The organism is Chryseobacterium sp. Chry.R1 (assembly GCF_039645525.1).
Classification (GTDB): domain Bacteria; phylum Bacteroidota; class Bacteroidia; order Flavobacteriales; family Weeksellaceae; genus Chryseobacterium; species Chryseobacterium proteolyticum.
Map to the genome: position 1 here is coordinate 1034226 of NZ_CP151793.1, position 24808 is coordinate 1059033.

General features: G+C 34.9%; 20 protein-coding genes. 11 read left to right on the forward strand and 9 right to left on the reverse strand.

Annotated features, from left to right (window positions below; all coding sequences use genetic code 11):
• Positions 1 to 143 precede the first annotated feature (143 nt).
• Positions 144 to 2273: a carboxy terminal-processing peptidase gene (locus tag AAEU33_RS04895; protein ID WP_345991147.1), complete on the reverse strand. Its 2130-nt coding sequence runs from the start codon at positions 2271 to 2273 to the stop codon at positions 144 to 146.
• Between the two features lie 146 nt (positions 2274 to 2419).
• Between AAEU33_RS04895 and surE the strand changes: the two genes are divergently transcribed.
• Both surE and AAEU33_RS04905 read left to right on the forward strand, forming a co-directional pair.
• Entirely contained in the window at positions 2420 to 3190 is a 771-nt protein-coding gene (surE, locus tag AAEU33_RS04900) for a 5'/3'-nucleotidase SurE (RefSeq protein WP_345991149.1), read from the forward strand.
• Positions 3190 to 3852: a GNAT family N-acetyltransferase gene (locus AAEU33_RS04905; protein ID WP_345991151.1), complete on the forward strand. Its 663-nt coding sequence runs from the start codon at positions 3190 to 3192 to the stop codon at positions 3850 to 3852. The genes surE and AAEU33_RS04905 overlap by 1 nt, the downstream gene beginning before the upstream one ends.
• 65 nt (positions 3853 to 3917) lie before the next feature.
• Here AAEU33_RS04905 and AAEU33_RS04910 read toward each other — a convergent pair whose 3' ends face one another.
• Genes AAEU33_RS04910 through AAEU33_RS04920 form a run of 3 tightly spaced genes read right to left on the reverse strand, consistent with a single transcriptional unit; the run spans position 3918 to position 6325 of the window.
• Positions 3918 to 5321: a radical SAM protein gene (locus AAEU33_RS04910; RefSeq protein ID WP_345991153.1), complete on the reverse strand. Its 1404-nt coding sequence runs from the start codon at positions 5319 to 5321 to the stop codon at positions 3918 to 3920.
• A gap of 9 nt (positions 5322 to 5330) precedes the next feature.
• Positions 5331 to 5567, reverse strand: coding sequence for a hypothetical protein (locus AAEU33_RS04915; protein WP_273650264.1), 237 nt, complete (start codon positions 5565 to 5567; stop codon positions 5331 to 5333).
• A gap of 2 nt (positions 5568 to 5569) precedes the next feature.
• Positions 5570 to 6325 carry a prolipoprotein diacylglyceryl transferase family protein gene (locus AAEU33_RS04920; protein WP_273650263.1) on the reverse strand — a complete coding sequence of 252 codons (756 nt, stop codon included), beginning with the start codon at positions 6323 to 6325 and terminating at the stop codon, positions 5570 to 5572.
• Positions 6326 to 6384: 59 nt separating this feature from the next.
• Here AAEU33_RS04920 and AAEU33_RS04925 point away from each other — a divergent pair, with 59 nt between their 5' ends.
• Positions 6385 to 7425, forward strand: a complete 1041-nt coding sequence (locus AAEU33_RS04925; protein ID WP_273650262.1) for a GMP reductase — start codon at positions 6385 to 6387, stop codon at positions 7423 to 7425.
• 52 nt (positions 7426 to 7477) lie between these two features.
• Here AAEU33_RS04925 and fabG read toward each other — a convergent pair whose 3' ends face one another.
• The 4 genes from fabG to AAEU33_RS04945 form a co-directional block, all read right to left on the reverse strand.
• Positions 7478 to 8221: a 3-oxoacyl-[acyl-carrier-protein] reductase gene (gene fabG / locus AAEU33_RS04930; RefSeq protein ID WP_273650261.1), complete on the reverse strand. Its 744-nt coding sequence runs from the start codon at positions 8219 to 8221 to the stop codon at positions 7478 to 7480.
• Between the two features lie 168 nt (positions 8222 to 8389).
• Positions 8390 to 9862, reverse strand: a complete 1473-nt coding sequence (locus AAEU33_RS04935; protein WP_345991156.1) for a WG repeat-containing protein — start codon at positions 9860 to 9862, stop codon at positions 8390 to 8392.
• Complete coding sequence (rsmI, locus tag AAEU33_RS04940) at positions 9863 to 10537, reverse strand: 16S rRNA (cytidine(1402)-2'-O)-methyltransferase (protein ID WP_345991157.1); 675 nt, start codon at positions 10535 to 10537, stop codon at positions 9863 to 9865.
• A gap of 8 nt (positions 10538 to 10545) precedes the next feature.
• A complete protein-coding gene (locus tag AAEU33_RS04945) occupies positions 10546 to 11949 on the reverse strand; it encodes a hypothetical protein (protein WP_345991159.1) in 1404 nt (467 codons plus the stop codon).
• Between the two features lie 61 nt (positions 11950 to 12010).
• Between AAEU33_RS04945 and AAEU33_RS04950 the strand changes: the two genes are divergently transcribed.
• The 7 genes from AAEU33_RS04950 to AAEU33_RS04980 all read left to right on the forward strand — a co-directional run bounded on the left by AAEU33_RS04950 (position 12011) and on the right by AAEU33_RS04980 (position 22527).
• Positions 12011 to 12601, forward strand: a complete 591-nt coding sequence (locus AAEU33_RS04950; RefSeq protein WP_345991161.1) for a thymidine kinase — start codon at positions 12011 to 12013, stop codon at positions 12599 to 12601.
• Positions 12602 to 12786: 185 nt separating this feature from the next.
• Complete coding sequence (locus AAEU33_RS04955) at positions 12787 to 15234, forward strand: bifunctional UDP-N-acetylmuramoyl-tripeptide:D-alanyl-D-alanine ligase/alanine racemase (protein WP_345991163.1); 2448 nt, start codon at positions 12787 to 12789, stop codon at positions 15232 to 15234.
• A 4-nt stretch (positions 15235 to 15238) separates the two neighbouring features.
• A complete protein-coding gene (locus tag AAEU33_RS04960) occupies positions 15239 to 17395 on the forward strand; it encodes a patatin-like phospholipase family protein (protein ID WP_345991165.1) in 2157 nt (718 codons plus the stop codon).
• Between the two features lie 4 nt (positions 17396 to 17399).
• Entirely contained in the window at positions 17400 to 17810 is a 411-nt protein-coding gene (gene ybeY, locus AAEU33_RS04965) for an rRNA maturation RNase YbeY (RefSeq protein ID WP_345991167.1), read from the forward strand.
• A gap of 179 nt (positions 17811 to 17989) precedes the next feature.
• Entirely contained in the window at positions 17990 to 19852 is a 1863-nt protein-coding gene (mnmG, locus tag AAEU33_RS04970) for a tRNA uridine-5-carboxymethylaminomethyl(34) synthesis enzyme MnmG (RefSeq protein ID WP_345991169.1), read from the forward strand.
• Positions 19853 to 19963: 111 nt separating this feature from the next.
• Positions 19964 to 20785, forward strand: coding sequence for a class I SAM-dependent methyltransferase (locus AAEU33_RS04975; protein ID WP_345991171.1), 822 nt, complete (start codon positions 19964 to 19966; stop codon positions 20783 to 20785).
• Between the two features lie 860 nt (positions 20786 to 21645).
• Positions 21646 to 22527: a C1 family peptidase gene (locus tag AAEU33_RS04980; protein WP_345991173.1), complete on the forward strand. Its 882-nt coding sequence runs from the start codon at positions 21646 to 21648 to the stop codon at positions 22525 to 22527.
• Positions 22528 to 22596: 69 nt separating this feature from the next.
• On the opposite strand, the gene AAEU33_RS04985 is transcribed toward AAEU33_RS04980, so the two are convergent.
• A complete protein-coding gene (locus AAEU33_RS04985) occupies positions 22597 to 23787 on the reverse strand; it encodes a phosphoglycerate kinase (protein WP_345991175.1) in 1191 nt (396 codons plus the stop codon).
• A 551-nt stretch (positions 23788 to 24338) separates the two neighbouring features.
• Here AAEU33_RS04985 and rpiB point away from each other — a divergent pair.
• Complete coding sequence (rpiB, locus tag AAEU33_RS04990) at positions 24339 to 24773, forward strand: ribose 5-phosphate isomerase B (RefSeq protein ID WP_273650251.1); 435 nt, start codon at positions 24339 to 24341, stop codon at positions 24771 to 24773.
• Positions 24774 to 24808: the final 35 nt, after the last annotated feature.

Consider the following 24808-nt stretch of genomic DNA (forward strand, 5'->3'; position numbering starts at 1 on the left):
TATTACAACACAAATAAGCCGTACGGCTTATTAAATACAAACGGAAACCATTAGGTTTCCGTTTGTATTTTTACCAATTTATTTATGGAAATTCATTGAAAGGTTTATAAAAAATAACCAGGCTCTGAGAGCCTGGTTATTTTTTATGATTTTACATTCATATCTGCAATAATGTTCATTGCTTCCTGAAGGTAGGTATCTTTTTTAAGATTTTTGATCCACATTTCAGATTTCTTCTTAAATGCTTCATCTTTTTTCTCTCTTTCGATCTCGTTTGGATACATGGTGAATTGTAACCCGTTTACAAATTTAGTGAGTGCCTTGAATTTTTCAATCTGAGCTTTTCTCTGCTTCATGACTTCATTAAACTTCGTAATATTAAGGGTAATGGTTTCCTCTTTATCCAGCTTCTCTCTCCATTGAGCAGATTCCAATAACAACTGATAGTTTGAGTTTTTAGCCATTCTATCGTTACTAGCCTTCTCTAATGCTTTGATATCAAAATAATTTAACTTTTGGAATTGCGTTCCAGGAATTTTATCCCAAGCCAGTGCAAAATCATCATATCTTTCTCCAATTTCAGCATAAGTAAAGAAGTCCTTCATCTGGATATCGGACACAATTCCTTTTCTTTGGGTAGATTCTCCCGTAATTCTGTAAAATTTCTGAATCGTTAATTTCAGTGATCCGAAATCATCTTCAGTATTTAAGAATCTGTTTAGGTCTACGAATGTCTGAACTGTTCCTTTACCAAAAGATTGAGGAGAACCAATAATCATTGCTCTTCCGTAATCCTGCATTACTCCGGCCAAAATTTCTGAAGCCGAGGCAGAAAGTTCATTCTGCATAATCACCAAAGGTCCTGTCCAGATCGGAGTTTCATTCTTGTTTTTTAACGTCTGAATTTTACCGTTCCCATCTTTTACCTGAACGTAAGGCCCTGCATTCATAAATAATCCCATGATATCACCAACTTCCGTTAATGAACCTCCTCCATTATTTCTCAGGTCTAAAACAATTCCTTCAATGTTCTGAGCCTTTAGTTTAACGATTTCATTTTTAATATCATCTGAAGCGTTTCTTCCCTTCGCATCTTCGAAATCAGCATTGAAGCTCGGCAGATTGATAAAACCATATTTTTTTCCATTTGGAGCATTAACCACAATACTTCTTGCGAATGTATCTTCAATCGCTACTTCCTCACGGATCATCGTAACTTCTTTAATCGTTCCGTCTTTTTTCTGTACCGTAAGAGTTACCGGAGTTCCTTTTTCCCCTCTGATCAGTCTTACCGCTTCGTCAGAAAGCATTCCCACTACATTTACGGCATCTTCTTTTGGCTTGGATTTTACTTTCAGGATCTTATCTCCTTCTGAAAGCTGCTTGGATTTCCAGGCCGGAGCTCCTATGGTTAAAGCCCCCAGATAAAGATTCCCTTTTTTCTCCTGGATAATCGCCCCAATACCAATCACTTTTCCTGCAAACTGAGTATCGAAGTCTTCTTTGTCTTTTGGAGAATAATAGTTGGTATGCGGATCAAAAACTTCAGTATAAGCATTCATGTATACTGTAAACCAATCCATTTTCTTTCTTTTCTTAAACCTTGTAAAAGTTTCTTTTACAAGATCTTTAACTTCATCTGTTGCTTTTATCCTTTTCTGGTCAGGAGTAAGGATCTGAAGCTTGATGGTATCTTTCAGATTATATTTTTGTACAGAATCTTTTTTCTCTTTCTGAGCCTGTTCCTTACTGTTCATCGACTCAATTTCCTGAAGGATATTGTATTTGATGAACTTTCTCCATTCGTTATACTGCTCTTGCTTATTCGCGGGTACCTTTTTAAGTTTTGGTTCCAGTGTAAGGGTTTCATCTTCTTCCAGATTAATAGGCTTGCTGAAAATGTCCTGGGTAATCTGGTCAATTTCATCCACTCTTTGGTATAATCTGTCGATAGTTAATTTATAGAAAGTAAGGTCTCCAAGGTTCAGATAATCATCCAGCTTTGTTTCGTGTTTACTGAATTCATCCATATCCGACTGAAGAAAATATCTTTTTGCAGGATCTACCAATTCAAAATAATGCTTATAAACATCTTTTGAGTAGGCATCATTAATAGGTTTTGGGCTGTAGTGCAAATAAGAAAGTGTATTTTTCACGCTCACCATTATCGTCTGCATCTTTTCATCGTCATTCTTAGGCGAGTTGAAACAAAACATTAGACTTGTCAATGGAATTAGGAGTAAAAATTTATTAAGTTTAAAATTTTTCCACATAAATCTTTAATGTATTTTATTAATTTTTTTCTAAAATATATAAATTAGTAGTAACATTTAAATTACTGTTACAAACTATCAAATTTAATACCTTATTTACAAATATCGGATAGTTTTAAGTATTTTTGTTAAAATAAAATTTTTTTATGGAAAGACCTCTTATTCTGGTTACTAATGATGATGGAATTACAGCACCTGGTATCAGAAATCTAGTCAATTTTATGAATGAAATAGGCGAAGTAATCGTAGTAGCTCCCAATTCTCCACAAAGTGGTAAAGGACATGCAATTACGATCAATTCTACCTTAAGTTATGAAGAAGTAAACCTTGATGGCCCGCAGCAGGATTTTTCCTGTAGTGGCACCCCTGTTGACTGTGTAAAAATGGCCCTTGACAAAATATTGAAAAGAAGACCTGATATCGTGGTTTCCGGCATTAATCATGGAGCTAATTCATCGATTAATGTTATTTATTCAGGGACCATGTCTGCGGCCGTAGAAGCAGGTGTAGAAGGAATTCCTGCTATCGGATTTTCGCTGCTCGACTTTAGCTGGGAAGCAGACTTTACGCAGGCTAAAGAGTTCATTCAGAATATTGTAAAAAGAACCTTGGAAAACCCAATGCCACGAGGGATCGTTCTGAACGTAAACATTCCAAAACTTCCGGCTCAAGAAATAAAAGGGATTAAAGTATGTAAACAGGCACATGCGAAATGGGAAGAAAGCTTTGACGAAAGGGTCAATCCGCACGGAAAAAAATACTATTGGCTGACAGGATATTTCAACAATATGGACGAGTCTGAGGATGCTGACGAAACAGCTTTGGCTAACGGATATATTTCCATTGTTCCTGTAAAGTTTGATTTAACAGCCTACGAATATATGAAAACCCTGGAAGAGGTAATGAATTTTGACTAATGTACGGTAAGCTAGACAATCCTGTTTATCATTCACTTAATGAATACCATAAAAAGTTTTGCTTAAACTTTGGAAATTCTAAATTTTACAATCCTGAGGTTGCTGCTTTTGGGGGCGCATCCGACATAGGAAAAGAAGAAGATATTGCAGAATATGCAAAAATCTGTGATGATTTTCTTGTTTTTGGCGCTAAACCCACAGTTAACTTTGCAACTGCATTATCTCAGCTTGTCTGTGATCAGTATGTTTTGGAAAATAAAATCGAAATCGACTTTACAGAAGATATTGTCCTTATTACAGAGGAAAATCATAAGGAACTTAACGATTTTATCCTGAAATTTTATCCTTATTATTTTAAAAAGAGAACACCGGAACTTGGCCGCTATTTTGGAATTTTTAAAGATGAAAAACTGGTTGCCGTAACAGGTGAAAGAATGCAGATGGACGATATGACTGAAGTAAGTGCCGTGATTACCGATACGGATTACCTGGGAAAAGGCTATGCAAAACAACTTGTTGCTTTTGTTTCAGGAAAAATATTTGATGATAACAAAACCCCGTTTCTCCATGTAGCGGAAAGCAATATGGGAGCCAAAAAACTTTACGATAAGTTAGGATTCGGTCACAGGGGAAAGATCAATTTATGGGGTGTTAAACGATAGTTTTTCACCCCTTTTTATTTCTTGCTGATTTTGTTTAATCAAAGTGTATATAACAAGTCAGATTCTCAAAAAAGTACTTTATCCTCTTTTCTCAGTTCTTCAAGGTATTCTTTTTTTCCATCACGGTAGAAAAGATTCATGGTTTCAAAAGGGATTAATTTCAGGTCTTTGTTAACGATATGCACGCAGGATTTTTTAACCGCACGAACATCAAAATCATGGGCATCCATAAAGTTCATAATAATGATCCTAAAGAGATTATCATAATCAAGATCAGGAGCTGAAACTTCAGGAAGACAGCAGAGTAACTGGTTCACTTTAGGTTTTACTTTATCTACGGAAATTCCTGTACTGAAAATATCCAAAAGCTGCATATGAAGCCCGGCATCCTGTTCATAGACAATCGTGTTTCTGGATTCATTATTCAATAAATCAGCCGGATTGATATATCGGGTTAAAGGAATAATTTCACCCTCCAGCTTTAAGATATATCCCATTGCCAAGGCATCCGGATTACAGGGAACCGGAATAATATCATCTGAATTAAGCAACGGAAACTGATTCAGGATCTCTTGTCTTACTTCTGTTAACGTAATTTTTTCATAAGCAGAGTCTTCTCTGTTCCTCCCTGCTATCTCAACGGGCTGAAATGTAATTCCCCGCACACATTTCTGTTTTAAGGCAAAATCAATGATCTTTCCTATTTCATCAATATTTTTGTCCTTTTGGAGTACGATAACTAATGTCGTGGAAAGATTTAATTCATTCAACTTTTCAAGAGCCTTCATTCTGACATCAGTAAGATCTTTCCCTCTGAAATCCATTAAAACCTCCGGTTTAAAGGAATCAAACTGAAGATAAACCTCAAACTCGGGAGCATATATGGCTAATTTTTCAGCAAAACCAGGATCATTCGCTATCCTTACTCCATTGGTATTTAACATTAAATGCTTGATCGGCTTTGTCTTTGCAATATCCATGATCTTAAAAAACTCAGGATGAATGGTTGGCTCTCCTCCACTGATCTGTACAACATCCGGCTCTCCTTCATTTTTTACAATGATATCAAACATCGCTTCGATTTCTTCCAGGCTCCGGTGGCTTCCGTAATGGGGTGATGACATTGCGTAGCATGTGGGGCAAGTAAGATTACAACGGTCTGTAACTTCTACGATAGAAAGACAGCTGTGCTGTTCATGATCCACACAGAGTCCACAGTCATAAGGACAACCATATTCTACATCCGTACCAAAATGCAAAGGCATCTCCGAAGCTTTATTATAGTTTCGGATGTTTTTATAGTACTGAACATCCGAGGCAATTTTTGTTTTGAAAAACCCGTGATCAGGACACCGTTTAGTCATGAAAACGGCTTCATCCTCTATAATAACCTTAGCTCCCACTCTTTTAAGGCATTCGGGGCAAAGGCTTATCGTATAATCGTAATAGGTATAATTTCTTACCGGCATAATGTAATTTTAAAGTCCTCCACCACAAATATATCCGCTGATCAGTCCACAGATCAACAAACAGATAACCATGGTCTGTATGAATTGTTTTTTCGAAAATTTCCTTCCATCTTTTAATTCATAAATGATTTTTACAAATAAAGTGGCAATAAAAGAAACAAATAAGGCTCCAAAAATAATGATCGCAATGACCATTATAAAGACACCGGCATAATTGCCCCCTTCCAAAAAAGTTAATGGTATCATTTTCAAATATTTTGATGTGAATTTACACTTTTTGTCTGCTTGATTTTAAAAATGTAATAAATAATTACAAGTATGCACACAATCTGAATTGTTCCCAGGTTTCCAAACAGTTCAACTCTCGGCTTAATAAAATCCAGAAAAAATCTGAATGTGAAATAATTCAGCATAAAAAGCTGGAAAATATATCCGGAAGGATATTCCGCCGTACTTTGCTTAATCTTTAAAACAACCCAGAGGCTGATTAAGAAAGCGATCTCGTAAAGCGCTACGGGATGTCGTAAATACCCATCCCCCAGATGCATTCCAAAAACAGAACCTGTAGGAAGACCATATGTTTCTTCATAGATTCCGGTAAGAAAACATCCTATCCTACCAATGATGATGGCAAGTAATAGAGGATACACAATCAAATCTCCCGTACTTTCCTTATGCCCCACAATTTTCTTAGCGAGCTCCACTCCTATCAATCCAAAGGCAAGTCCTCCGACAATCGTATTATTCGACCATATATTTTTAAAGCTGAAGTCATTAAAAAGCTTGTAAGGATTTTCAAGATTCCCGATCAATTTTGACCCGATCAAAGCTCCTGCAGTAGCACCGATGAGAATCGCCGCTGAAACATTAAAGGATAACTTTTCCGGGGATTTTCTTTTTAGGTAAAAGTAATAACGCATTCCCATGAACATTCCCAACGCTTCAAAAAGAGGATGCGCCAGCATTGTTTTACCAAAGATTTGAAAAGTAACAGGAAAATCCATGCTTTCAAAAATACTATATTTAATATTATTTGCTAATTTTAATATTCTAAATAATCACAATGCGTATAGAATATGACATAAAGTTAGGGTTCAAGGATGTAATGTTCCGCCCGAAAAGATCTACTTTAAAATCAAGGTCCGAGGTTGATTTGGAAAGGGAATTCACATTTCGCCATACAAAAAAGAAGTGGAAAGGAACACCTATCATTGCAGCAAATATGGACACTGTAGGTACTTTTGAAATGGCTGTTGAATTGGCAAAAGATAAAATTATTACGGCTGTGCATAAACATTATTCCATACAGGAATGGGATGAATTCCTGCATAACCAGCCGGAAAGTATTCATCAATATATAGCTCTGAGTACCGGAACAGGTAAGAATGACGAGGAGAAACTAAAACAAATCCTCGAAAGGCACCCAAAAATCGAGTTTCTATGCATCGATGTAGCCAATGGTTACTCTGAACATTTCGTAAGCTTTGTAAAGCAGGCAAGGGCCAATTTCCCGGATAAAATTATTATGGCCGGTAATGTGGTTACGGGTGAAATGGTTGAAGAGCTTCTTTTAGTAGGTGCAGATATCATTAAAGTAGGTATCGGACCTGGTTCGGTATGTACTACCCGTGTAAAAACAGGAGTAGGATATCCTCAGCTTTCAGCGATTATTGAGTGTTCTGATGCAGCTCATGGATTAGGCGGCCATATTATTGCCGATGGAGGATGTAAAGTACCGGGAGATGTTGCCAAAGCATTTGGTGGCGGTGCGGATTTCGTTATGTTGGGAGGTATGTTTGCCGGTCACGATGAAAGTGGTGGTGAGATGATTGAAGAAAATGGAAAGAAATACCGGCTTTTTTACGGGATGAGCTCAAAAACAGCAATGGATAAGCATTCCGGTGGTGTTGCTGAATACCGGGCTTCAGAAGGTAAGACGGTAAAAGTAGCTTATAAGGGACCCGTTTCAGATACGGTAAAAGATATTTTAGGGGGTGTTCGCTCCACATGTACTTATGTGGGTGCTTCCAAACTTAAAGAACTTTCCAAAAGAACCACTTTCATCAGGGTTCAGGAACAGGAAAATCAGATATTTAAAGATTAAAACAAAAAAGCCGGATCGTTGATCCGGCTTTATATTTCTAATTAAGTTTTTTCTATGTCAGCATTCCTCCGTCAACATGTAAGGTTTGTCCTGTGATATAAGTTGACATTTCACTTCCTAAAAATACACATGCATTAGCAACATCCTGAGGCTGTCCTCCTCTTTTCATTGGAATTCCGTCTCTCCATGCTTTCAGGGTTTTCTCATCTAACGAAGCCGTCATTTCAGTTTCGATAAATCCGGGAGCAATAGCATTGCAACGGATGTTTCTTGAACCTAATTCCAAAGCAATAGACTTTGTAAAGCCAATCACTCCTGCTTTTGAAGCAGCATAATTGGATTGTCCTCCGTTTCCTTTCACTCCTACTACCGAAGTCATATTGATAATAGATCCTGCTTTTGCTTTCATCATAGGCTTAATAACCGCCTTTGTAAGGTTGAATACAGAATCAAGGTTTACTTTGATAATGGTATCCCAGTCGTCTTTAGACATTCTCAGCAATAAATTATCTCTGGTGATCCCAGCATTGTTGACCAAAATATCGATGTTACCAAAATCAGCCATTACATCGTCCACTAATTTTTGGGCAGCATCATAATCCGATGCGTCTGATTGATACCCTTTGATCTGAGTTACAGAACTTAAAGTTGCTTCCAATTCTTTTGCTTTGTCTACAGAACCGGCATAAGTAAATGCTACTTTTGCTCCGTGTTGAGCAAAAACTTCGGCAATTCCTTTTCCGATCCCTCTTGTAGCTCCCGTAATTAGCGCTACCTTTCCTTCTAATAGTTTCATATCTATGACAATTATTTTCTTTCTGTTTTCTAACCTGTTGATTGACGGCTAATTTAAGATATTTATTTTTGTAAATAAACAGCCGCAAAGATATTATAATTTGTTATTCAACGCATTATTAATTGCAAATTACTTCAATATTTCCCGTTCTTTTTGGTTAGTATGCAATTAATCCCAAGCAGTTTTATCCTCTGAATGAGTAAAATACAAATATTCGGAATTCTTTCCTTTGATAAGTTTTAATCCTTTTCTATCAGAAGAATAGCTATCATATACAACCTCTTTAAGAGGTTCATTCTTATGATTGGTAACACCGAATTTACCATTCTTTTTTACAACCATCTCTTTGGCAGAAAGAAAAGTGACCATATCGTCGTAGATGGCAGGAATTACCTCTTTTCCGGTTTCATCAAGCATTCCGTATTTACCTTCTTTATTTTTGTAGATCAATCCGGGTAAAATTTCAAAAGGTTTTATGGAAACAACATCTGCTAATTCTTTATACTGCTTGTCTTTGGGTGAAAATCTATAAAATTTATTATCTTTCTTAACAATCAGATAATTGGCAAATATTTTTTCTATATCATACCCCTCCTCCAAAACATTTTTTAAATTTTTATCCAAAAGTGTTTCGGTATTGTTTTTCCGGAGATACATAAAATGATCTCCCGCAATTTTCAAGGCATCCACATCATCATACTCTTGTGGCAGTACGATTTCACCATTAGTCATAATTACCGCAACTTTAGGATTTTTATGTTCAGGAACAGTCCTGAATAAACCTCCGAATAAATGATTCACATACTCAAAATCCGTTGAGTATACTTTTTTCTCTTTTTTAGAAAAGATACTTACTTTATCATCCTTTTTAAGGTAAATGTATTCAGTTCCTACAAAAGCCTGGTCATAAATTTCTTCCGCAAGAACATTTTCCTGGGCATCTATAATTCCATATTTATCTTTGGGAATATTTTTGGTCACCATAAAAGGGTAAGAAACAATTCCATCAATATAATGATCCGAAATAGAGCTGATTGTCTTACCATTCTCATCAATCACCTCTCCTTTTCTGAATCCTGTAATGACATACACCCTTCCTTTGTAAAAATGCAGATTTTCATCAAATTCCCTGTCAGAAACCAGGCGACCATCGAAATCATAAATCTTCCATACCTTTCCTGTTTTTACAAAAAGTCTCTTTTCGTTGGCAAACTCAATTTTATCAGAAAAAGGGATGATCTGTTTTCCGTTGTAATCATAAAGACAGTCCTTTCCGCCTTTAGAATAAATAAGCCTTTCTTTGTTCTCCCAAGTTCTGAATTTAAAATTATCCAGGGGGATCACCTGGTTTCCTTTGGTATCAATTAAAGCCATTTTTCCATTGGAAGAACCTTCTTTAACCTTTAATATAAACCTTTCCCTGGCTAACCTGGAGATCTCATTTTTATATGGGAAAGCGGCTGTAACAGTTCCAAGGGAATCTATAATGCCTGATTTTCCTGCCTCAGAAATTATTCCATAGCCTTTTGAGTAAAGGCGTACTTCTTTACCCAATTGTTTTGATAATAAGATCTGTTTATATTGATCGGTTTGCTGCGCGATACAAGCCGATGAAAGTAGTATAAAAAATAGCTTTTTCAATTAAATAGAATTATTCACGATAAGAACAATTTCTCCTTTTAAAGTTTTACTTTTGGAAAATTCAATTAATTCATTGATAGTTCCTCTTTTAGTCTCTTCAAATTTCTTGGAGATCTCCCGGCTCAGGCTTACTTTTGTATGCTCACCAAAGAACTCTTTGATCTGTTCCAGTGTTGTGTTTATTTTGTGAGGACTCTCATATAAAACGATTGTCTTTTTCTCTTCAGCAAGTTGCTTCAGCTTCGTTTGTCTGCCCTTTTTCTGGGGAAGAAAACCGGCAAATAAAAATTCATTATTCGGGAGCCCGGATACCACAAGAGCAGGAACAAACGCTGTAGCACCAGGTAGACAGATCATTTCAATATGATGATCAGCTCCCGCTTTTCCCAGTAAATATCCGGGATCAGAAATTCCGGGTGTACCGGCATCAGTAATTATGGCTACATTCTGGCCACTTTTAAGGTCTGCAATTACCTTTTCTGTTGCCTGATGTTCATTATGCAGGTGATAAGATTTTAAAGGTTTAGAAATCTCATAATGTTTTAAAAGAACACCGGATGTTCTTGTATCTTCACATAAAATGTAATCCACTTCTTTCAGTACATTTACTGCTCTGAAGGTCATATCTTCCAAATTTCCTACAGGCGTAGGAACAAAATATAGGGTTCCGCTCAAAATTAGAATTATAAAAATTTATTTTCCACCAGTACCCATAACCTTTGGGCATATTCATCTACTTTTCTCCAGTTTTTGGAGTAATACAAATCACTTAAATACTCTTTTGCTTCTTCCAGTGTTCTGAAGCTGTTCAATTCGGAAATTACCTCATTAAGCTCGGACTGGCTTCCGTCAAAAAGCATTTTTGAAAATGCAATTCTGTCATTAAGATCCAATTTGAATTCAGGCTTTGACTTCTCAGCCTCCATAAAATTCGTTGGAATATTCGTTTTAAGCAAACTTCCACTCTCTTCTTTGATGTTTGTTTCAGTCTTTTCCTTCGAAATTTCCCTCTCTAACGGGTCATCATCAAACAGTGATTGAATGGATTTAAGTCCCTTGATATTAGCAAGCTTGATTTTCTTCTCCTGATTATAGGCATCCAGATTTTCAAAACTTTCGTCAGAAGGATGTCTTTCCTTTTCAAGTTCATGCTGCCCATGATCTATATCAACGATTTTTCTCTTGTTATTTTCCTCTGAAGCTGTTTGTTCATCCCTCTTTTCTTCGGTCTGAGCCTCGCTTTTAATCTCTGTAACAATATTTTCAACATTAGACGTTTCCATTGCCATTTCTCCCTGCTCTATTGAAATATTAGAAGCAATAAACTGTGACTCAACCTCTTCTATTAGCATTTCATCATCTTCCAAAACCTCTGTATCAAAAATACTAGGGATTTTTTCATTCACCTCAGAAAAATTGCTGGTATCATTTATAAAAGCTTTTGCCCTGTCTGTCGCTTCATCGTTTTCTATGCTATTCTGAATATTTTCTTCTTCGTCAAAGGAGTTATTACTTGATTCCTGATAATCAGAAGGCTCATTTTCAAATTCATTAATCTCATTCAGCTGGTTGGTAAAAATTACTTCTTCCTCTATCGGATCATCAAACGATTCTTCCGGTTTAAGATCAGCAGCTTTTTCTTCAGCAAAATGCACCATATTTTCATGGTATTCATTTTCAACTATTTCTGTCAATTGATTATTGAATATTTCCTCCTGTTCAGTCCCGTTTTCATCCGCCTGTTCATCATCATCATATTCCATCCCTTCATTTTCATCAATTTCATTCAGCTCGTTATTGAAAATCGCTTCCTCTTCCGTCACTTCGTGATTTGAATCCTGATTTTCAAATTCTTTTTGTACAGAAGAAGTATGGTTTGGACTTTCCGAACTCTGTGATGAAGTATGGGGGATAAAATATTCAATATTTTTCTCTACCATTCTTAAAAAAGAAATCCTATTAGCAAGTTCATCCACAAGATCCTGCTTGGAAAGTAATTCATCCACGTTATTTATTTTTTCCAGTATATCGATGATATTCTTGGATTCGAAAAAAATTTTTTCCTTTAAATCTTGGATATTCTGCATATAAGATTCTTGTTAAAAATTGCGTACTTTTGATGTTAAAATATTACGGCTAATTTAACAAATGTTTTTAGAAAATACAATTAATCACTCCAAACAAAGCGGTTGGATGGAAGTTATTTGTGGCTCAATGTTTTCCGGAAAAACCGAAGAGTTGATCAGAAGGCTGAGAAGAGCAGAAATGGCAGGGCAAAATGTGGAAATTTTTAAACCGAAAACGGATACGAGATATTCTGAAGAAGATGTGGTCTCACATAATAAGAATAAAATTCGGAGTACAGCAGTAGAAAACCCAAACGAAATTCTCTTATTGGGTTCTAATTGTGATGTGGTAGGAATTGATGAAGCACAATTTTTTGATGAAAGCATTGTTGAAATTGCTAATGAATTGGCAAATAGCGGTATAAGAGTTGTTATTGCAGGATTGGATATGGACTTTTTAGGACGTCCGTTTGGGCCGATGCCTAATCTTATGGCAACTGCGGAATATGTAACCAAAGTTCATGCTATTTGCAAAAGAACAGGGAATCTTGCCAATTACTCGATGAGAACATCTCAGGGAGATAATCTGGTAGAGCTCGGAGAAACGGAAAGTTACGAAGCGGTAAGCAGAAAAGTCTTTATTGATGAAGTCCTGTTAAAAAAGAAGAAATAATTAAAATATATATTGGCGGAAACGCTGAAAAGACAAAGTTGTAAAGTCATTAAACTGTTGAATTGTAAAATTGGCTTTTCTTGTAGTTTTATAAACCTACCGGAACCTTTTTACAATTTTCAGATTCTTTGATTTTGTAATTTTACACTTTTGCAGTTTCCTCACAAAGAGAAGAAAGAGCACCAATGAACTATACAGCAGACCAAATTGCACATATCACCAATTCAAAAGTAATCGGAGATGGTAATGCCATCATCAAAAATATTGCTTTTGACAGCAGAATCATCTATTCCATTAAAAACACTGCATTTATAGCTATTAATACCAAAAAAAATTCTGGTGAAAAATTCATTGAATCGGCGATTGACAGAGGTATAAAAATTATTATTTCCGAACATCAGTATCCTCAGTTTGAAAATATAACGTGGATCATCGTCAGCAATTCTGTTGACTTTCTTCAAAAGCTGGCCAAATATCATTTTGAACATTCTCATCTGAAACCCATCGGAATTACCGGAAGTAACGGGAAAACTATTTTAAAAGAATGGTTATATCAATGTCTTTGGAATGAGTTCTCCACTGTAAAAAGCCCTAAAAGCTTCAATTCACAGATCGGTCTTCCCCTTTCTTTACTTCAGATCAACAATTCCTATGAGCTTGGGATCTTTGAGGTTGGAATTTCCAAACCTCATGAAATGGAAAAACTGGAGGATATTTTCAGCCCCGAAATTGGACTTCTTACTCATATTGGAACCGCTCACGCTGCAAATTTCGATTCCGAAGAGGCCTTAATTAATGAAAAGATCAAACTTTTTAAAGATTCCGGGGTTATCATTTACAATGGTGACAATTCCCTTGTTGATCAGAAAATAAAAACATTATACGCTTCTAAAAAATTGATTTCCTATGGCTTTAGAGATAATAATCAGGTATTTATTAAAAGTAATATTTCAAGAGAAGAAAATATAATTGTACAGTACTTTAATGAAGAAATAAGTTTTCCTGTACACCAAAGGGATGAAGCCACTTTAACCAATGCCATGGCTCTTATTGCCGTTTTAAAGGAGTTGAATATCGACAATAATAAAATTGTCGAAAAGATCAATGCCTTGAAGACTATTGAAATGAGGCTTGAAGCTATTGAGGGAAATAAAAATAACATCATTATTAACGATTCCTTTAATCTTGATCTTGATTCCCTGAAAACTGCACTGCAGTTCCTGAACGAATATAATAAGCCGAAAAAATCTTTGGTTTTAACGGATATTGTAGGAGTAAATTCGAATTCACAAGAATTGTATGAGGAAGTTTCTGAACTTGTCAATGAACAGAATTTTGACTCTCTGTTCCTTGTCGGAAATGAAATTACTGCATTCAGCCATTTTTTTAAATCTAAAACTTTTACTTTCATTAATACTCAGGAATTAATTGAAAGCAAACATCTTACAGATATTGAAAATCAGATTATCCTGTTAAAAGGTGCGAGAAAATTCGAGATAGAAAGGCTTAAAGATATCCTTGAGCTCAGAAAACATGATACTGTTCTTGAGATCAATTTAAATGCGATTCTTCACAATATTAATTATCACAAATCCCTGCTAAAACCTGAAACCAAAGTAATGGCAATGGTAAAAGCAAATGCATACGGATTAGGAAGCTATGAAATATCGGAATTTCTGCAGCACCATCATATCGATTATCTTGGTGTAGCGTACACTGATGAAGGAGTAGAGCTCCGAAAAAAGGGAATTACAACTCCTATTGTAGTAATGAATGCAGCTCAGCATAGCTATGATGCTATCATACAATACAACCTGGAACCTGAAATTTACAGCTTCAGGGTGCTGGAACTATTTAATGATGCGGTTCAGAAATCAGGATACGATCAAAAATTCCCTATTCACATTAAACTGGAAACAGGTATGCATCGTCTTGGTTTTAAAGGTTTTGAACTGGATCAATTAAGTGAAAACTTAAAAAATATGAATGTCCGGGTTCAGAGTATCATGACGCACCTTTCTTCTTCTGATATGCCGGATGAAAGAGAATTTACTTTAAACCAGTTCGATACTTTTGAAAAAAATTCCGGGTACCTGATCGAAAAGTTGGGATATCAGCCGATAAGACACATCCTGAATTCATCAGGAATAACAAACTATTCTGAATACCAGTATGATATGGTAAGAATTGGGATCGGAATGTTAGGTGAATCACCAAATAGTGAAATACAAAAACAGCTGCAATCAACGGTTAGTTTTAAAACAGTTATTTCTCAAATATCAAATGTAGAAAACGGAGAATCCATTGGCTACAGCAGAAGATATAAAACAGATCACCGTACAAAAATAGCTACTATACCTGTAGGGTATGCGGATGGAATTCCAAGACTGATCGGAAATCAGATAGGTAATGTAGGAATACACAAAACATTAGCTCCTATCGTCGGAAGTATCTGTATGGATATGATGATGATCAATGTAGATCACATTCCTAATGTAGAAGAAGGTGATACAGTGACTATTTTTAATGCAAAGCCAAGTTTAAAAGAATTCGCAGATTACTGCAAAACCATCACTTACGAAGTATTAACCTCCATTTCGCCTCGGGTGAAACGGATTTATATAAAAGACTAATCCTATGAGAAAACTCCTGGTCCTCCTGTTCATATTCCAATTAATTTTGCTGCAATCGCAGGTAAGAAAAGGACTCGTGATTCCAAAAAATCCAAGGATAGGACTTTCACTTGCCGGCGGAGGAGCTAAAGGATTTTCTCATGTTGGGGTATTAAAGGTACTCGACTCCCTGGGAGTAAAAGTTGACTATGTTGCAGGAACCAGTATGGGAGCTATTGTTGGAGGACTATATGCTTCAGGATATTCCGGAAAAGAAATAGAAAAAATCGTTATGGATACCGATTTCTATTCTCTGATCATGGATCCTAAATCCAGAAAGGAAAGCACATTCTTTAATAAATCTGTTGACAAATATCTTCTTTCCATTCCCATTAAGCATGGTAAGATCAATCTCCCCTCTTCTATCAGTACCGGACAGAAAAATGTTTACCTGTTAAAGGAACTGTTTAAAAATGTTTCGAACATTGATGATTTCTCCAAATTACCAATTCCTTTTATGTGTGTTGCTACCAATCTGGAAAGTGGGAATATGCAGATTTTTGAAAAAGGTGATCTCGTAGAATCTATTATGGCAAGTTCCGCATTTCCGTCTTTAATGGATCCGGTAAAAGTTGGCGACAGTATTTACATAGATGGAGCTATGACTGTTAACTATCCATCAAAGCCATTAAAGGACAAAGGAATCGATATCGTTATTGGTGTGGACCTTAACCAGGACTTATCAAAAAGAGAAGATTTAAACAATATTATAGCCATTCTTAACCAGGTTATTGATATGAATATCCACAAGGATACAAAACGTCAGTACAAGTACACTGATATTAACATCAAACCGGACCTTAAAGGAATGTCCGCGACCAGCTATGATGAAAAGAAAAAAATCCTGGATAGCGGATATGTTGAAGGACTCAAATATGTTGATATACTGAATCAGTTACCCAAGCGTTCTTTTGACCGCCTCAGACAGCGCGTAAATCCAATTTATTCCAATGTATATAAGATTGACAGCATTTCTTTAATTGGAAGCAAAATTTACGGTAAAAACTATGCTCTGGGGAAAATGGGATTACACCTTCCCTCTATGGAAACTTACGGTAGCATTAACAAAAAAATAGACCGACTGGTAGCAACTAATAATTACAAGTTCATCAATTATGATATTGTATCGGAAAATAATGCCAATTATCTTAAATTGTATGTAACCGAAGACGATGCCAGACATTTTTTTAAATTCGGATTACACTATGATGATGTCTTCAAAACAGGATTGCTTCTAAACTATTCTGCAAAAAGACTCTTATTCAGAAATTCAAATCTGTCGCTTGACGTTATTGTGGGTGACCAGCCGAGGTATTATCTCAATTATTTCATTGATAACGGATACATTCCGGGATTCGGAATCTACTCTTCGGGAATGAGCATTGATCTTAAAGACATCAATAATAATGTTGTTGACAGCTGGAAATGGTTAAGAAATGAAGCCTATATCCAATCCGTATGGAAAGATAAGTTTGCAATCGGCGGCGGGATCAGCCACGATTATTTCAGTGCTGACATGAATGGATCAAATGAAAGAGTAAGCCGTTTCCTTAATCCCTATGTATTTATAAAAAGCGATACTCAAAACGATAAGGATTTTCCTACAAAAGGAATTTATATAGCTGCTGAAGGAAAAGTGGTCGATCTGATGAAATCTGAACTTGAAAAAAGAATTGTTCAGGTAAAAGCTGATATCAGAATAAATATTCCTTTGGCAAAACAATTTACTTATCGGCTGAATTTATATGGAGGAATAACAATCGGTGAAAATCTTCCGGAATTCTATAAATATAAACTGGGAGGAATTTTTGAACAGAATGTAGTTAATTTCAGAAGTTTTGCAGGATTTTATTTTGCACAGCTAAGTACTAACAACGTTGTTTTAGTATCTAATGATCTTCAGTTTAAATTCAACAAAAATTATTTCATAAGTGGAAACTTCTCTTTTGCGAACCTTTCAAACGATATAACTTTTGAAAATGCAGCTAAACTTAATTACAGTTCCCTGGGAATAACAGCAGGATATAAATCTCCGTTCGGACAAATTAAAATTAATTTCAGTCACTCTCTAAAAAATAATCAAAAAGGCATATTCAGTGTAATACTAGGACACTGGTTTTAAAAAAATGATACAATTCTTTTACGAAAACTTACAGGAATCTGTGAACACAGATTATACAAAATGGCTGGAAGATATCATTCTTTCAGAAGGAAAAAAATTGGGTGAAATCAATTACATCTTTTGTGATGATGAATATTTACTTAAAATTAATCAGGATTATTTACAACATGATTACTATACAGACATCATCACTTTTGATTATGTTAAAGGCAAAACAATAAGCGCAGAGATTTTCGTATCTTTGCAGCGCATTTCAGATAATGCTTCTACCCTATCAAAAAATTATGAAGAAGAATTAAGAAGGGTTTTAGGACATGGCATCCTTCATCTTTGCGGATATAAGGACAAGACCGAAGAAGAAGAAAAAGAAATGCGAAGTAAAGAAGATTTCTATTTAGCTAAATACATTGGATAATAGTTTGGCATTTGTAATCTTTACACCATGTTTTTTTAATTTATTTTTTTGAATGAAACGAAATAAACATGGCGAAAAACAATGAATACAGGCTTATTAAAGCAGTATTTTAAAATAATGTTTCACGTGAAACATTTAGTAAAAAGATTAAAATTTAAGCCTTAAAACAGGTATAAAAAATGATTTCAGAAATATATGACGTAATAGTAGTAGGTGCAGGCCATGCAGGTTGCGAAGCTGCAGCCGCAGCTGCAAACCTTGGATCAAAAACCCTACTCGTTACAATGAACATGCAGACCATTGGTCAAATGAGCTGTAACCCTGCTATGGGAGGAATAGCTAAAGGGCAGATCGTACGTGAGATTGATGCTATGGGAGGATATTCAGGAATTGTAGCTGACAAATCAGCCATACAATTTAAAATGCTGAACCTTTCAAAAGGTCCTGCGATGTGGTCACCCAGAACCCAGAACGATAGAATGCTTTTCGCTGAAGAATGGCGTTTAGCATTAGAAAATACACCCAATCTTGATTTCTTTCAGGATATGGTAAAGCAGCTTATTATCGAAAATAATCAGGTAGTTGGCGTAGTAACTTCTTTAGGAATTTCAATTAAAGCTAAATCTGTAGTCCTCACGAACGGTACTTTCCTTAATGGTTTGATCCACGTTGGCGATAAACAATTGGGAGGTGGAAGAATGGGAGAACCCAGAGCTTTTGGCATTACAGAACAATTGGTATCTTTAGGTTTCGAAGCCGGAAGAATGAAAACCGGTACTCCACCGAGAGTAGATGGAAGAAGCCTTGATTATTCCAAAATGGAAGAGCAAAAAGGAGACGAAAAACCACAAAAGTTCAGTTATTTAGACACTCCGAAGTTAACCAAACAATTAAGTTGTCATATCGTATACACCAACGAAACCGTACACGATATTCTACGCGAAGGTTTTGACAGAAGCCCTATGTTTAATGGCACCATTCAGAGTTTAGGTCCAAGATACTGCCCTAGTATTGAAGATAAAATCAACCGATTTGCTGAACGTACAAGACACCAGTTATTTGTAGAGCCAGAAGGCTGGAGAACAGTAGAAATATATGTAAACGGCTTTAGTTCTTCCTTACCGGAAGATGTACAAATCAAAGCTATGAAACATATTCCAGGATTCGAAAACGTAAAGGTTTTCCGTCCGGGCTATGCCATTGAATACGACTACTTCCCCCCTACCCAGTTAAAGCATACCTTAGAAACAAAACTAATTGATAATTTATATTTTGCCGGACAAATTAATGGTACTACAGGATATGAAGAAGCGGCCGGTCAAGGTTTAATGGCAGGTATTAATGCCCATAATAAAGTACACGGTAAAGAAGAATTTATTCTTAACAGGGATGAAGCATATATAGGAGTTTTAATTGATGATCTTATTACCAAAGGTACAGAGGAACCTTACAGAATGTTTACCTCACGTGCCGAATACAGACTCCTTTTAAGACAGGATAATGCGGATATCAGATTAACTGAAAAAGCGTATCAACTAGGACTTGCACAAGAAGAAAGATTAAGAAAAGTTGAGCAAAAAATAGCTAAAAGTGAGGAACTTGAAACATTCTTGCGAGAAACTTCTTTAAAACCCGGAATCATCAATCCTATTCTAGAAAGTGAAGAAAGTAATCCTGTAGATCAAGCCTACAGAGCTTCTCAGTTTCTTACCAGACCTAATATTACATTAGAAAAGCTTGAAAATATTGATATCATTAAAGAAGTAGCCTCTCAATTTGACGATGAAGTAAGGGAACAGGCTGAAATTAATATCAAATACAAAGGATATATTGAAAAGGAAAAAGAAAATGTTGCAAAACTGAACCGTTTGGAAAACATTAAAATTCCTGAAGATTTTGATTATCTAAAACTCTCAAGCTTATCATCTGAGGCTAAACAAAAAATGAATAATGTAAGACCAAAAACAATTGCCCAAGCAGGAAGAATCAGTGGTGTATCCCCTGCTGATATCAACGTTTTACTGGTCTATTTAGGACGATAATTACATTATGTTTCACGTGAAACATAATTAAATTTAAAACAAAAATTAAGGTATTTATGAGCTTTATATAAACTCTGAATATCTTAATTTTTACTATAAAAGAATATTTTAATGAAAATTAAAGATCACTTTCTGACTCAGGAAATATTTGAAATTAAAGAAACAGAAACTAAAGGAGTTTTCAAAACCTCCCCTATTCCATCCAACATTTCAAAATACTACGAAAGCGAGGATTACATTTCACATCATCAGGATTCAGGAAGCCTAAAAGAAAAAGTATATAAATTCCTTCAGTCTTTCAATCTTCAATATAAGAAAACAATTCTCATAGATCGTATTAATAAGAATTCAAAAGTTCTGGATTATGGCTGTGGCGCCGGAGAGTTTGTAAAATTTATAGAAAATGATTTTCAGACGTTTGGATATGAACCTAATCCAGATGCAAGAAAAGCTGCCAAGAGCAAAGTAACAAAAGCTAAGATAATAGATAACGTTACTTCCTTAGAAGATAATAGTCTTGATGCAATTACATTATGGCATGTTTTTGAACATATTGAAAATCAGTCAGAGATCCTGGAAATATTTCATAATAAATTAAAAGAAAAAGGACTTCTGATCATTGCCGTACCCAACCCTACTTCGTATGATGCAAAACACTACAAAGAATATTGGGCTGCTTATGACGTTCCAAGACATATCTTTCATTTTTCAAAAAAAGGGATGGAAAATTTAATATCAAAAAATCCAGATTGGAAATTAAGAAAAATCAAACCGCTTGTCCTGGATTCATATTACATCTCAATGCTCAGCGAAAAATATAAAAAATCACCACTTTTTTGGCTAAAAGCTATCATCTACGGAACGATTTCTAACGTAAACGCCATTTTTTCGAACGAATTTTCAAGTTTGATATACATTATCGAAAAAAGATAGAAAATCGATTTTTGATATATTTCTGAAGGTCAATTTTTGACAAATTTGCCTCCAAAATAAAAAAGTGAAGAAATTAATAATTAAAAATTCAAGATAATTTGTAAAATTATCTTGAATAAAAGGTCTGATATTTTATCAGACCTTTTTTATTTATCTACGTTTACTATTCAAAATATAAAATGTAATAAGAATCAACAAAACTTAAATCAATAAATAATTTTTATCTCCAATTCTCATTTAACATTATTTCAAACTCTGCAATAGATCATTAATCAAAATGAAAAATACATTTCCAAATTTCTCTCCTACCCTATCGATTTAAAAATACCCTTGGATTATTAAAAATCACCAACTTAATAAATCTATAGACAAATATCATCTCTAAATTTTAAACTTAGTATTTTAATTAATAAAATCAACCATATTAGAAATAATAAAAAACATATTAATAACACCACTAATTCACTAGAGATATTTAAAAAATCACCAAAAACAAACATTTAACACTATTTTTTTCATTTCAAGAAGGAAAAATTATGAATAAAATCAAAATTTCTGGTTAAAACTTGAAAAAAAATATAAATATTTTAAATTATATAAAATAAATTATTTAGTTAAATAATCTATTTAAAGAAAAAAAATAAACAAAATAACTTAATAAGTAATAAAAACACACTAAATATTAAAATATTTAAAACAAATGATAAAATATAAAAATAAAATAAACAGAAATAAAAATAATTAAGTAAAAAATATTAATAATTACATTTTGTTTATCAATTCTTATGTTTTACATAAAATAAATCATTGATATGTGAAAATAATTTATACATTCACAGAACCATTTTAAATATTAATCAATGAAAAATTTTAAACTCGTAATGATAGCAATAGGAATGCTATCCATTACAGCATGCGAAAAAAGAGACGAAGATCTAAACACGCAATCTTCAGAAAAACAGCAACTTCACTCATTGGGAGCAAAGCTGATTGATCAAACTACTTACAACAATTTCGCTAAAGTAAACATCAATGAGCTAACCTTAAGACTAAAGGGTAAGACCGAAAAAGCAGCAAAAAATGCACTTGCTTCAAGTTATTTAATTCCCGGTCTTCCCGCAATTGGAGACCAGGGAGCAGAAGGTTCTTGTGTTGCCTGGGCAACAGCTTACACCACAGCTAGTGGTCTGGAATCTAATTTCAAAGGAGTTACTGCCAAAAGAAGCCCCGAGTACGTTTATAATCAAATCAAGCTCGGATCTTGTGATGCAGGTGCTTATGTAAGTGATGGATTAAATCTGATTAAAAATCAGGGTGTTTGCAGTTGGGCGGAAATGCCTTATACAGATACAGGATGTTCTACACAGCCAAATTCCTCACAGAAAAATGCCGCAAGCACTCACAAATTTACCACCTGGGCAACGGTTGATAAAACAGATATCAGTAATGTAAAAACACTTCTAAGCATGAATTTACCCATAGTTATCGCAGTAACAGTAGATTACAGCTTTGATCATTTAAGTTCATCTAACGGATGGATCTGGAAGTCACATTCAGGTAGCAGCAGAGGTGGCCACGCCATTGCGGTAATAGGATATGATGATGCCAAACAGGCATTTAAAGTACAAAACCAATGGGGAACAAATTGGGGGAACAATGGATATTTCTGGATCGATTATTCATTCTTTGCCAAAACAAGTAATGGTGCGATTAACGAATGTTACGTAGCATATGTTCAATAAATAATGATTTCAAAAAAAATAACCTTCTCATATTGAGAGGGTTATTTTCTTTATATATAATAACAGTTTTTATTTATTGATCGCAGCAATACCAGGAAGTTCCAGTCCTTCAAGACTTTCAAGCATCGCTCCCCCACCGGTAGATACATAGCTCACTTTATTTCCGTAACCAAATTTCTTAACAAAAGCAACACTGTCACCTCCTCCTACTAAGGAAAAAGCTCCAAGCTTTGTTGCCTCAGCTATACTGTCTCCAAGTGCAATAGTTCCGGCAGCGAAATTTGACATTTCAAATACTCCGATAGGACCATTCCATAAAATAGTTCTTGAATTCAATAGAACGTCATTAAACTGATCTCTTGATTTTGAACCTGCATCCAATCCCATCCATCCTTCAGGAATAGCATATATATCTACTTCCTTCCTATCAGCATCATTATTAAAACTTTCTGCAATGATCGTATCAGATGGCAGATAAACTTTCACATGATGCTCTTTTGCTTTAGCCAAAATTTCCAGTGCTAAAGGTAACTTGTCTTCTTCCACCAAGGAATTACCTATTTTACCTCCAAGAGCTTTAATAAATGTAAATGCCATTCCACCACCAATAATTAAATTATCAATGGCAGGTAGAATATTTTCTATAATGGTAATTTTAGTTGAAACCTTAGATCCTCCAAGTATCGCAGTTACAGGCCTTTCACCATTCTTTAAAACTTTATCAATAGCTGTAAGCTCATTAGCCATCAGTAAACCGAAAAATTTAGTTGACTCAAAAAACTTAGCGATTACAGCTGTAGAAGCATGTGCACGGTGTGCAGTACCAAATGCATCATTCACATAGGCATCTCCTAATTTAGAAAGCTGCTCAGCAAAGCCTTCATCTCCTTTCTCTTCTTCATTATGAAATCTAAGATTTTCCAATAATAAAATTTCACCAGGTTTAAGCTCGGAAGCAGCCTGCTCAGCTTTTGGTCCTACAGATTCTTCTACGAATTTTACCTCTTTTCCTAAAACATTGGATACTTCCTCAAGAATATGCTTCAATGAAAACTCGTCTTTCACCTCTCCTTTAGGTCTTCCCAGGTGAGTCATTAAAATCACAGATCCTCCATCATTAAGAATTTTATCAATAGTTGGTTTAACCGCAGCAATTCTTGTATTATCCGTAACTTTAAGCTGATCATCTTGCGGAACATTAAAATCCACCCTTACTAAAGCCTTTTTGTCTTTAAAATTGAAATCATTCACTGTTTTCATAAATATCTTAGAATTTTCGTTTCACAAATGTAAGATTTTAAACTTTTGAAAAAGATCGAATAAAAAAAAGTTTTCAAAAAACTTCCCACAAGCCCAACACTCACTAACCAACAATTTTTTTTTTTTGATAAAAGAAGAATGAGTATTGTTGTTGAGTGTTGTGAGTTTCGGGGATAACTTTACCCTAAAAAGTTGATAACACTAAATTTTTATGTAATTCATATTTAATTCACAATATAATTTCTTGTAAATCTGATTATTTAGAGGGTTACTAACAAAAATCGTTTAGTTGTTAACAATTTTAATTATTAATTACTCATTTATGGAAAAGCTAATGAATTCTTCCAAAAAAGATTTTTGAAATTTTCCGTTGGCTTTCCAAAGATTTTTCTCATTAGTAAATTTTAGTATTGGAAAAATATTTAGTTTATAAAAGTTTTCCACAGTTATTCACAATGCTTTTCACAATTAACCAATGATCAACTAACAATTGATATTTAATACTTAAATTTGTAAGGAAATAAATCTATATAAAGTTTAATATAACTACTATGAAAAGAAAAATTGCGATCGCAGCCGATCATGCAGGCTTTGAATATAAGGAGATTGTTAAAAACTATTTTTCAGAACGATTTGATATTCAGGATTTTGGGACGTTTTCCACAGACAGTGTGGATTATCCTGACTTTGTGCATCCTGCAGCAACTTCTGTAGAGAATGGAGAAAATGAATTGGGAATATTAATCTGTGGCAGTGGAAACGGAGTGCAGATAACAGCAAACAAGCACCAGAAAATCCGTTGCGCTCTCTGCTGGATGCCGGAGATTGCAACGTTGGCAAGACAACATAATGATGCCAATATGATTTCGATGCCAGCGAGATTCATATCAAAAGAATTAGCAATAGAAATCGTTGAAAAATTTCTCTCTACTAATTTTGAAGGTGGTAGACACCAAACAAGAGTAGATAAGATAGCAGTTTGCTAAAAAGATATAAAGGCTTGTAAATCAAATTACAAGCC